Here is a 10,512-nt window from a genome sequence, read left to right as displayed (position 1 = left end):
GCTCGGGACCTCGCCCGCGCCGGGGTGGGCGCGCAGCGTGTAGTCGAAGAGCTGCTCGGTGGTGCTCATCAGTGGGAGCCCCCTTCGTAGGCGGCCTCGTACCGTTCGAGCCAGGCCTGCTGCTCGGCGACCAGCGGGTGCGGCTCGCGGTACACGTTCCGGAACATGACGTCGACGGGCGGCGGCGTGAGTGCCACCGTGCGACGGCGGACGTCGGCGGCGATGTCCTCGCCCTCCTCGTCGAACGCGGCGAGCTGCTCGTCGGTGACGCCCTTGCTGCGCAGGTACGCGGCCGAGCGCGCGATCGGGTCGCGGCGGACCCACTCCTCGAGCTCGTCGTCACCGCGGTACCGGCTCGGGTCGTCCGAGCTCGTGTGCGCGCCGATGCGGTAGGTGTCGGCCTCGACGAACGCGGGGCCCTGACCGCTGCGGGCGTGCTCGGTCGCGACGACCGAGGCCGTGTAGGACGCGAGGACGTCGTTGCCGTCGACGAGGACGCTCGGGATGCCGAAGCCGCGCGGGCGGTCGACGAGCGGCGTCGGGGACTGCGTGGACACCGGGACCGAGATCGCCCAGTGGTTGTTCTGCAGGAAGAACACGACCGGGGCCTGCGTCGAGGCCGCGAAGACGAACGCCTCGTTGACGTCGCCCTGGCTCGTCGCGCCGTCGCCGAAGTACACGATCGAGCACGCGTCGACGTCGGGGTCGCCCGTGCCGACGACGCCGTCGAGCTTCTGCCCGAGGGCGTAGCCGGTGGCGTGCAGCGTCTGGGAGCCGATCACGAGGGTGGAGACGTGCGTGTTGCCGCGCTCGTCCGGGTCCCACCCGCCGTGGGTCTGCCCGCGGTACATCGCGATGATCTCCATCGGCTCGACACCGCGGTGCGTGGTGACGGCGTGCTCGCGGTACGAGGGGAAGACGTGGTCCTGCGCCCGGAGCGCGAACACGGAGCCGACCTGGGCGGCCTCCTGCCCGTGGCTCGGGACCCACAGGCCGAGCTGGCCCGTGCGCTGCAGGTTGTGGCCGGCGTGGTCGAACCGACGGGTCAGGACCATCCGGCGGTGCATCGCCAGCAGGGTCTCGTCCGGGATCGCCCGCGCTGCGGCGGCGTACTCGGCGTTCTCGTTGGTCTCCACGAACCGGCCCTCGGGGTCGAGGATCCGGACGGTGGTCGTCGCGGGTGCCGCGGCGCGGAATGACATGCGAGCCAGGTTAGTGCCAGCCACTAGTGGGCTGCTTGGAGGTCCGCCACAAGCGACCGTGCCGTTTCGAGGAGCGTTTCCACAGCCTCGTGCTCGCCGATCGAGATGCGGATGCCCTCCCCCGCGAAGGCGCGGACGATGATGCCGGCACGGTCGAACCGCTCGGCGGCGTCGGCGGTGTGCGCTCCGGTCGGGAGCCACACGAAGTTGCCCTGCGCGTCGGGCACCGGCCACCCCTGCTCGCGGAGGGCGGCGACGATGCGGTCGCGGGAACGTGCCAGTTCCGACACGCGTCCGAGCAGCTCGTCCTCGCGTTCGAGGCTCGCGAGCGCCGCGGCCTGCCCCTGCGCGGTGACCGAGAGCGGGATCGCGCAGGCCCGGACGGCGTCGAGCACGTAGACCGGACCGACCGCGTACCCGACCCGCAGCCCGGCCAGGCCGTACGCCTTCGAGAAGGTCCGGAGCACGACGAGGTTCGGGTACCGCCCGAGCAGCGGCGTCCCGCTGACGGCCGTCGGCTCGGTGACGAACTCGGCGTACGCCTCGTCGAGGACGACCAGGACCGACGCCGGCACGCGCGCCATGAACGCCGCGAACTCGGCGTCGGTGACGACCGGGCCGGTCGGGTTGTTCGGCGTGCAGACGATCACCATGCGCGTGCGCTCGGTCACCGCGTCGGCCATCGCGTCGAGGTCGTGGCCGCCGTCCGGCCGGTTCGGCACCTGCACGCTCGTGGCGCCCGCGACGGTCACGACGCCGGGGTAGGCCTCGAAGGAGCGCCACGCGTAGACGACCTCGTCACCGGGGCCGCTCACCGCACGGGCGAGCTCGTGCAGGATCGCGACGCTGCCGGGTGCGACGTGGACCTCGTCCGGGCCGACGCCGAACCGGTCGGCGAGGACCGTGCGCACGGCGAGCGCGGTCGCGTCCGGGTAGCGGTTGAACGCAGTCTGCGCGTGCACCGCCTCGACGACACCGGGGAGCGGCGGGAACGGGTTCTCGTTGCTCGAGAGCTTGTAGGCGTCGGCAGCGGCCTGGCGGCCCTGCTTGTAGGCGGGGAGGACCGCGATCTCGGGTCTGATGTGCACGCGCGCGTCAGTCACGCAGCCAGCGTAACGGCGTGGAGGACCGCGATGCAGTGCCCGTGGACGCGCGCCGGATGTGCACGCGCGCGTCAGTCACCGACTCAGCGTAACCGCGGGGAGGTGGCGCCACATCGATGCCACGGAGCCTCCCCGAGGGAACCGCGGGCATCATGGCGGCATGCGATTCCTCGTCCGCCTCGTCGTCAACGCCGTCGCGCTCTGGCTCACCACCCTGCTCGTGAGCGGCGTCACCGTGGACCCGTTCGGCACCGGCGACACCACCGCCGTCGTGCTGACGTTCCTGCTCGTCGCGTTCGTCTTCGGCCTGGTGAACGCCGTCGTCGGGACCGTCATCCGGGTCGTGGCCTTCCCCCTCTACGTCCTCACCCTCGGGCTGATCTCGCTCGTCGTGAACGCGGTGCTCCTGCTCATCGTCGCGGGCATCTCGGACGTGATCGGCTTCGGCCTGCAGGTCGAGTCGTTCGGCTGGGGCATCGTGGGCGCGTTCGTGCTCGCCGTGTTCTCGTGGCTGATCGGGCTGTTCGTCCGGCCGGTGCTCGACCGCCGCCGTCGGTGACGGACCCGGCCGAGCCGACCCCGCGTGCGCCCCGCGCCGACGCGACCACCCACGCGGCGACGGCGGTCCCGACGGCCCACGCCGCGCCTCCCGACCGGACCACCGTCGCGGACGGCACCGCCGTCCGCCATGATGAGCACATGACCACGGACGCCGACGCCCCGTTCCGCGTCTCGTTCGTCTGCAGCGGCAACATCTGCCGGTCTCCCATGGCGGGGATCGTGTTCGCGCAGATCGCCGCCGACGCCGGCCTGGCCGACCGCTTCCAGGTGGAGTCCGCCGGGACCGGCGACTGGCACGTCGGCGAACCCGCCGACGAGCGCACGATCGCGGCCCTCGCAGCGCGCGGATACGATGGCAGCAGGCATCGCGCCCGCCAGTTCGACCCGGACCGGTTCCCGGACCTCGACCTGGTGGTCGCACTCGACCGCTCCCACGAACGCGTCCTGCGCTCGTGGGCACCGACCATGGACGACGCCGCCAAGGTGACGCTCCTGTTGCGGTACGACGACGCCTGGCCCCAGCAGGCCGACGTGCCGGACCCGTACTACGCGGACCGGCACGAGTTCGACCGAGTGCTCTCGACCGTCGAACGGGCCTGCCGGGCGCTCTTCCGCCAACTCGAGCCGGCCGTCCGTCAGGGAGCCCCATGACCCCCCTTCCCCCGCAGCCGATCAGCCCGCTCGACGGGCGGTACTACCCGGTCGTGCACACGGTGGGTGAGCACCTCTCCGAGGCCGGCCTCAACCGGGCGCGCATCGTGGTCGAGGTCGAGTGGCTGGTCTTCCTGACCGACCACGCGATGTTCACCACCTCGCCGCTCAGCGTCGACGACAAGGCCGCACTGCGCCGCGTCGTGGAGACCTTCGGCAGCGAGCAGATCGCCGAGCTGGCCGAGATCGAGGCCACCACGCGCCACGACGTCAAGGCCGTCGAGTACTTCGTCCGCCGTCGTCTGTCCGAGCTCGGGCTCGACGCGATCGCCGAGCTCACCCACTTCGCGTGCACGAGCGAGGACGTCAACAACCTGTCCTACGCGCTCACCGTGCGCGACACCGTCGAGAAGGTCTGGCTCCCCGCGTACCGCGGCGTCGTCGCCCGGCTCCGGGAGCTCGCCACGTCGCTGCGCGAGGTGCCGATGCTGTCGCACACGCACGGGCAGCCGGCCACACCGACGACGCTCGGCAAGGAGCTCGCGGTGGTCGTCTACCGCCTCGAGCGCGTGCTCGCACAGGTCGAGGCGAGCGAGTACCTCGGCAAGTTCTCCGGCGCGACCGGCACCTTCTCGGCGCACCTCGCGGCGGACCCCGAGGCCGACTGGCCCGCGCTGTCGAAGGAGTTCGTCGAGGGCCTGGGCCTGACGTGGAACCCGCTGACGACGCAGATCGAGTCGCACGACTGGCAGGCCGAGCTGTACGACCGGGTCCGGCACGCCAACCGCATCCTGCACAACCTCGCGACCGACGTGTGGACCTACATCTCGATGGGGTACTTCACGCAGATCCCGGTGGCCGGCGCCACGGGCTCGTCGACGATGCCGCACAAGATCAACCCGATCCGGTTCGAGAACGCCGAGGCGAACCTCGAGATCTCGTCGGCGTTGTTCTCGACGCTGTCCGAGACCCTCGTCACCTCCCGCCTGCAGCGCGACCTGACCGACTCGACGACGCAGCGGAACATCGGGGTCGCGTTCGCGCACTCGCTGCTCGCGCTCGACAACCTGCGCCGCGGGCTCGGCGAGATCGCCGTGAACGAGACCCGGCTGGCCGAGGACCTCGACCGCAACTGGGAGGTCCTGGGCGAGGCGGTCCAGACCGTGATCCGCGCCGAGGTCACCGCCGGGCAGTCGAACATCGAGGACCCGTACGCGATGCTCAAGGAGCTCACGCGCGGCAAGCGCATCGGGCAGGAGGAGCTCGTGGCGTTCGTGAACGGGCTCGACATCTCGTCCGGGGCGAAGGCGCGCCTGACGGCGCTCACCCCGGCGACGTACACGGGGCTGGCGGACGAGCTGGTCGACCACCTGGACGTCTGAGACCGGTCGTGTCGGGTCCGGCCCGTCGCGTTCCGTTCCGGATCGGGTCGGAACGGGAGGCGCGGTGCCGGTCCGGCGCGGACCGCACCGTCTCGGACGGTGTGACCGCCGGGAGGCGCGGTGCGGCTCCGGCGCTGACCGCGCCGCCGTGGGCGGTGCCGGTCCGCCGCGGACCGCACCGTCTCAGGCGGTGACCGCGCGCGCCTCGGCGACCAGCGCCTCCAGGACGGTCCGGACCGCGGGCCGGACCGCACGGTCCGGCCGCACGAGCGCCTCGATGCGCCGGCCGGCACGCACCTCGGCGAGCTCCGCCAGGTGGAAGCGACCGGCGGCCCGGGTGCGCGAGGTGTACCGCGGCACGAGGGCGACGCCGTGCCCGGCCGCGACGAGGTTCTCGATCACGGGCAGGTGGATCGTGCGGAAGCCGACGTCCGGCGGGGTGTCGGTCGCGCCCGCCGTCGCGGTGAGCACCCGGTCGATCGGGTAGCCCTCGGGCACGCCGATCCAGGTCTCGCCGACGACCTCCTCGATCCGCACGCGCTCCCGTCCGGCGAGCGGGTGGTCGAGCGGCAGGGCGACGTCGAGCGGCTCGCGGAGCAGCGCGATCGTCTCGACCGCACTGCCGTCCGGGCGTCGGGCGCCGTCCGGCCGGTGCCCGATCACGACGTCGTGGTCGGCGGTGAGCGGGGCGAACTCGCCCTCGCTGACGTCGACGTCGGACAGCGCGAGCACGATGCCCGGGTGCTCCCGGACGCGCGTCAGGAGCCCGGGGAGCAGCAGCTCCGCGGCCGAGGGGAACACGGCGAGGTCGACCGTGCCGGTGACGCCCGCGAGGTGCTCCGCCCACGATGCCTCGACGGTCGCGAGGGCCGTCGCGACGCCGGTCGCCATGCCCGCGAGCGCCCGGCCGTGCTCGGTCAGGCGGACCCCGCGGCCGACCCGTTCGACGAGCGGCACGCCCGCCTGCCGCTGCAGCGTCCGGAGCTGCTGCGAGACCGCGCTCGGCGTGCGGTGGGTGGCCGCGGCGACGGCGGTGACGCTGCCCCGCTCGGCGAGTTCCCGGAGGACCGGCAGCAGGGCGATGTCGAAGTCGACCATGCAGGGACCCTACAACGACGCTGTCGATCCGTTCGCTGGTGCTACCGCTTCGGGTGCGGGACGATCGACGGGTGCTCATCCGTGACCGTGTCCTCGCCCTGGTCGTCGCCATCGCGTGGGGGCTGAACTTCCCGGCCACCGCGATCGCGCTCGACCACTGGCCGCCGTTCCTGCTCGCGGCCGTGCGGTTCACGCTGCTCGCCGTCCCGACGGTGCTGTTCGTCCCGCGGCCGAAGGTGCGGTTCCGGTGGATCGTCCTCGTGGGGTCGACCCTCGGCGTGCTGCAGTTCGCGTTCCTGTACCTCGGCATGGCGGCCGGGATGCCCACGGGCCTCGCGTCGCTCGTCATCCAGGCGTCGGCGCCGTTCACGGTCGTGCTCGCCGGTGTCCTGCTCCGCGAGCGCCTGAGCGCCCGGCAGGTCGTCGGCGTCTCGGTCGCCGTCGTCGCCCTCGGGGTCATCGCGGTGCACCGGGCGCAGACCGCGGCGCTGCTGCCCGTGGTGCTCGTGCTGTGCGGCGCGCTGGGCTGGGCGCTCGGCAACGTCGCGACGCGGCGGACCGGTCCGGTCAACCCGCTGCACCTGACGCTGTGGTGGGCGGTCGTCCCGCCGGTGCCGATGCTCGCGCTGTCGCTGCTGGTCGAGGGACCCGAGCGCGTCGGTCGGGCGTTCGGGACGGCCCTGACGCCCGCGGCACTGCCCGCCGACCTCGGGCTGCTCTACATCGTCGTCGCGGGGAGCCTGGTCGGGTACGGCATCTGGTCGCGGCTGATGGGGAAGTACCCCTCGAGCACGGTCGCGCCGTTCTCGATGCTCGTGCCGGTGATCGGCGTGCTCGCATCGTGGGCGGCGTTCGGCGAGGTCCCCGACGTGGTCGAGGTGGTCGCCGGTGCGGTCGTCGTCGTCGCCGTGCTGTGGTCCTCGCGGACCGCGGGGGTGGTGGGCGCGCCCGAGGTCGGGGCCCCGCTGGTGCACGGCGCACCGACGGTGGACCGCCCGGCCGCTCCCCCGGCGGACGGCCCTGCCGCTCCCCCGGCGGACGACCCGGCGGGCGGCCCGGCACCGGTCAGCCCCGGTGCTCCCGCCGCTCGGCGATGATCCCGGCGAGCGCCCCGCGCAGGTCGGGGTGGCGGAACGCGTAGCCCGCCTCGAGCAGGCGGGTCGGCACCACCCACCGGCTCTTCAGCACGAGCTCGGACTCGGTCCGGATCGCGAACGCCCCGAGCTCGAGCATCCACCGCCACGTCGGCAGGCCGAAACGCCGGCCGACCGACTCGCGGATCGTCGCCATCACGGTGCGGTTGTCGGAGGGCTCCGGGCTCGACACGTTCACCGGGCCGGTGACCTCCTCGTGGTCGCGGACGAACCGGACCACACCGACGACGTCGTCGACGTGCACCCAGCTGAACCGCTGCCGCCCGTGCGTGTGCCGGTCGTGGTGGTACGTCCCGGCTCGCAGCCGCCCGGGCGTCGGGAACCACGGACCGTCGAGCTGCGGGCCCCCGAGCCCGGCCTGCGCCAGGCGGAGCAGGGGGACGAGCGCGCTGCCGTCGCCGAAGACGATCGCCATCCGGAGCGCCACCCGACGCGTGCGCGGCAGGTCGGCCCCGAAGAACGCGGCCTCCCACGCCCGGGCGACCGAGACCGAGAAGCCCTCGCCGAGCTCGCCCGTCGCCTCGTCCTGGGGGCGGTCGTCGGCGTGCCGGTAGATCGTCGCCGTGGAGGCGTTCAGCCACAGGGGCGGCGGGTGCTCGGCCGTGCGGATCGCCTCGGCCAGCTCGAGGGTCGTGTCGACGCGCGACCGCAGGATCTCGGCGCGGTTGCGGCGCCCGTACCGGCAGTCGACGCTCTTGCCGGCCATGTTCACGACGACGGCAGCCCCGTCGACGAGCGCACGGATGCGCAGCGTGTTGCCCCACACCGCGTCGCCGGTCCGGCCGACGGTCACGACCTCGTAGCCGTCGTCGACGAACGCCTGGCGCAGGTGCCGTCCCACGAAGCCGCTCGCCCCCGCGATCACGACCCTCGGTTGCTGCTCGACCACGTGGTACCCCCTCCTGGCGCGGCACCGGCCGCGTCGTCGGGCACGACCGCGTACCGGAACGCGCCCTCGTACCGGTACAGCGTGCCGACCAGCGGTGCCGCCAGCACCAGGGACACGCGCTGCACGTCGGCATCGTCATCGAATCGTTCCACGAGCGTCACACGCGGGGCGACGACGACCGGGAGGCCCCACCCACGTCCCAGCGCACGGAACGTCACGCGCGTGGAGACGAGGCGCAGGGCGCCCGCGTCCGGCCCGTCCGCGTCGACCTCCGTCCGGAGCAGGGCGCTGACGCGCCCACGGCGACCGAGGTGGTCGACCAGGCCCTCGGGCTCGGCGGTGATGGCGTCGACCATCGTGCGGTCGCCGGAGCGGAAGCGGAAGGTGCGGTGCGCGCGGACCGCGGGGCGGGCCTCCCGGCCGTCGGCCGCACCGCGCCGGACGCGGGCCGGACGGTTCTCGACCGTGAAGGGGACGTCCCGCTCCCACACCGGGAACACGACGCCGTCACGCGCGAACAGTGCGAGCAGGGGCCACAGCCATCGGCGGGGCGTGCCGACGACGGCGAAGACGCCCTCGCCTCGGTCGACGTGGCCCGGCGGGACGGCGCCGAAGTAGGTGCACAGGCGCGGGTGCAGACGGGCCAGCACCTCGGCGGGCGCGCTCAGCTCGTACGGCGACCGGGTCACGTGGCGATCCTGGCACGGCGCCGGGCGTCCACGCGGGCGTCTGCCGTCCTGCCTACGATGGGGCGCATGGGCCACGACCACTCGCACGGGCACGGACACGCGTCGGAACGCGCCCTGCTCGTCGCGTTCTGCATCTCGGCCGGCATCCTGCTCGCCGAGGTCGTGGGGGCGGTCCTGACCGGCTCGCTCGCACTGCTCGTCGACGCCGGGCACATGGTCGTCGACACCGGTGGGCTCGCGATCGGTCTCGTCGCCACACGGCTGGCCCGCCGGTCCCCGACCGCGCAGCGCACGTGGGGCTTCCAGCGTGCCGAGGTGCTCGGGGCGACGGCGCAGGCGGCGGTCCTGCTCGCGGTCGGCGTCTTCGTCCTGGTGTCGGCCGTGCAGCGGTTGTTCGTCCCGGCCGAGGTGCACGCCGGTCCCCTCCTGGTGTTCGGTGTCGTCGGGCTCGTCGGGAACCTCGTCGCCTACGCGGTGCTGCTCCGGGCCTCCGGCGAGACCTTCACGTCGCGTGCGGCACGGCTCGAGGTGCTCAACGACACGCTCGGCTCGGTCGCGGTCATCGCCGCCGCCGTCGTGCTCGCGGTCACCGGTTGGGAGCGCGCCGACTCGATCGCTGCGATCCTGATCGGGCTGCTCATCCTGCCGCGGGCGATCCGCCTGCTGCGGGAGACGGCGAACGTGCTGCTCGAGTCGACGCCGCCCGGGCTCGACCTCGAGGCGGTGCGGGGCCACATCCTCGAGCTCGACCACGTGATCGAGGTGCACGACCTGCACGCGACGCTCGTGGCGACCGGGGTGCCGAACCTCACGGCGCACGTCGTGGTGGACGACCACTGCTTCTCGACGGCGCACGCCCCGCGGATCCTCGACGACCTGCAGCGGTGCGTGGCGGAGCACTTCGACGTGCCGGTCGAGCACTCGACGTTCCAGCTCGAGCCGGTGTCGCACCGGCGACACGAGCACGAGGTGCACGCGTAGGTCGCACCTGCGGGTGCCGGGCGGTCGCCGCCCGTGTCGTGGCGCGGGTGCCGGGTGGGTCAGCAGCCGTCGGTGCGCGTGGGGTAGGCGGTGATCACGCGGTCCGTGGTGGCCGAGACGATGACCTTGACGAACGGGTCGGCGTCGGGACGCGAACCGTCGTCGAACCGGACGGGTGCCGCGTAGCAGACCTTGCCGTCGCCGGCGTCGACCGGGTACCCGGACCGCGGGGACCCGAGGACCGTGCCGACCGCGGTGAGCATGGCGTCGTCCCAGTCACGGCTGCCGTGGCCCGTGACGACGTCCTGCCAGTCCTCGGTGTGCCGGACGCGGATGTGCTCGTAGCCCTGCCCGGAGTCGCCGCACTGGAGCACGACCTCGCCGAGTGCGGCGGTGTCGTAGCGGGCGACGACCCGGCGGGAGTCGGTGTCGCAGCGGGCGAGGACGGAACCGCCCGGCAGGTCCGGGCCCTCGCGGGTGATCGTGACGGTGCCGTCGGGCGAGCCCTGGCCGGTGCCGGAGCCGGTGCCGCCGCCGCCGGTCCCGCTGGTGGCATCGGGGCCGCTGGTGGCGTCGGGGCCCTCGGCGGTCACCGTGGTCGTGACGGCGGGCTCCCCGCCGCCGAGCACGGGGTCGTCACCGCTGCGCTGGGTGGTGAGTGCGATGCCCGCCGCGACGAGTCCGGCCGCGACGACCGCTGCGACGCCGGTGAGGACGGAGCGCTGTCGGGTGCGGGGCATGCGCCCAGTATGGCGGCGGGGCGGAGGCCGGCGTGCCGCGGGGCCTGCGGCCGGGTCGGGTC

Annotated in this window: 11 protein-coding genes; 5 read left to right on the top strand and 6 right to left on the bottom strand. The window is 73.6% G+C overall.

The window, feature by feature from the left end:
* Positions 1-68 precede the first annotated feature (68 nt).
* Both BEP24_RS14675 and BEP24_RS14670 read right to left on the bottom strand, forming a co-directional pair.
* The gene (locus BEP24_RS14675) at positions 69-1,202 is read right to left on the bottom strand and encodes a thiamine pyrophosphate-dependent enzyme (protein ID WP_065964670.1); all 1,134 of its coding nucleotides are present in this window, start codon (positions 1,200-1,202) and stop codon (positions 69-71) included.
* 23 nt (positions 1,203-1,225) lie between these two features.
* Positions 1,226-2,305: a histidinol-phosphate transaminase gene (locus tag BEP24_RS14670; RefSeq protein WP_065964669.1), complete on the bottom strand. Its 1,080-nt coding sequence runs from the start codon at positions 2,303-2,305 to the stop codon at positions 1,226-1,228.
* Between the two features lie 160 nt (positions 2,306-2,465).
* On the opposite strand from BEP24_RS14670, the gene BEP24_RS14665 reads away from it, so the two are divergent.
* The 3 genes from BEP24_RS14665 to purB all read left to right on the top strand — a co-directional run bounded on the left by BEP24_RS14665 (position 2,466) and on the right by purB (position 4,899).
* Positions 2,466-2,864 (top strand): phage holin family protein, encoded by a 399-nt coding sequence (locus BEP24_RS14665; protein ID WP_065964667.1) that lies wholly within the window; start codon positions 2,466-2,468, stop codon positions 2,862-2,864.
* Between the two features lie 140 nt (positions 2,865-3,004).
* Positions 3,005-3,517: a low molecular weight protein-tyrosine-phosphatase gene (locus tag BEP24_RS14660; RefSeq protein ID WP_065964671.1), complete on the top strand. Its 513-nt coding sequence runs from the start codon at positions 3,005-3,007 to the stop codon at positions 3,515-3,517.
* The gene (purB, locus tag BEP24_RS14655) at positions 3,514-4,899 is read left to right on the top strand and encodes an adenylosuccinate lyase (RefSeq protein WP_065964666.1); all 1,386 of its coding nucleotides are present in this window, start codon (positions 3,514-3,516) and stop codon (positions 4,897-4,899) included. The genes BEP24_RS14660 and purB overlap by 4 nt, the downstream gene beginning before the upstream one ends.
* Positions 4,900-5,082: 183 nt before the next feature.
* On the opposite strand, the gene BEP24_RS14650 is transcribed toward purB, so the two are convergent.
* On the bottom strand, positions 5,083-5,997 hold the full coding sequence (locus BEP24_RS14650; RefSeq protein WP_065964665.1) for a LysR family transcriptional regulator: 915 nt from the start codon (positions 5,995-5,997) through the stop codon (positions 5,083-5,085).
* Positions 5,998-6,068: 71 nt separating this feature from the next.
* Between BEP24_RS14650 and BEP24_RS14645 the strand changes: the two genes are divergently transcribed.
* Positions 6,069-7,094: an EamA family transporter gene (locus tag BEP24_RS14645; protein ID WP_065964664.1), complete on the top strand. Its 1,026-nt coding sequence runs from the start codon at positions 6,069-6,071 to the stop codon at positions 7,092-7,094.
* Here BEP24_RS14645 and BEP24_RS14640 read toward each other — a convergent pair.
* Positions 7,063-8,040, bottom strand: a complete 978-nt coding sequence (locus BEP24_RS14640; RefSeq protein WP_065964662.1) for a DUF1731 domain-containing protein — start codon at positions 8,038-8,040, stop codon at positions 7,063-7,065. The genes BEP24_RS14645 and BEP24_RS14640 overlap by 32 nt on opposite strands.
* Positions 8,013-8,729 (bottom strand): DUF4166 domain-containing protein, encoded by a 717-nt coding sequence (locus BEP24_RS14635; RefSeq protein ID WP_065964658.1) that lies wholly within the window; start codon positions 8,727-8,729, stop codon positions 8,013-8,015. Before BEP24_RS14635 ends, BEP24_RS14640 begins: the two co-directional genes overlap by 28 nt.
* Positions 8,730-8,795: 66 nt before the next feature.
* Here BEP24_RS14635 and BEP24_RS14630 point away from each other — a divergent pair, with 66 nt between their 5' ends.
* Positions 8,796-9,710, top strand: coding sequence for a cation diffusion facilitator family transporter (locus BEP24_RS14630; RefSeq protein WP_065964656.1), 915 nt, complete (start codon positions 8,796-8,798; stop codon positions 9,708-9,710).
* A gap of 59 nt (positions 9,711-9,769) precedes the next feature.
* Here the strand turns inward: BEP24_RS14630 and BEP24_RS14625 are convergent, their stop codons facing one another.
* Positions 9,770-10,450 (bottom strand): hypothetical protein, encoded by a 681-nt coding sequence (locus BEP24_RS14625; RefSeq protein WP_065964655.1) that lies wholly within the window; start codon positions 10,448-10,450, stop codon positions 9,770-9,772.
* Positions 10,451-10,512: the final 62 nt, after the last annotated feature.

Source organism: Curtobacterium sp. UCD-KPL2560, from assembly GCF_001705035.1.
Taxonomy (GTDB): Bacteria; Actinomycetota; Actinomycetes; order Actinomycetales; family Microbacteriaceae; genus Curtobacterium.
This window is presented reverse-complemented; position numbering and strand designations above follow the sequence as displayed.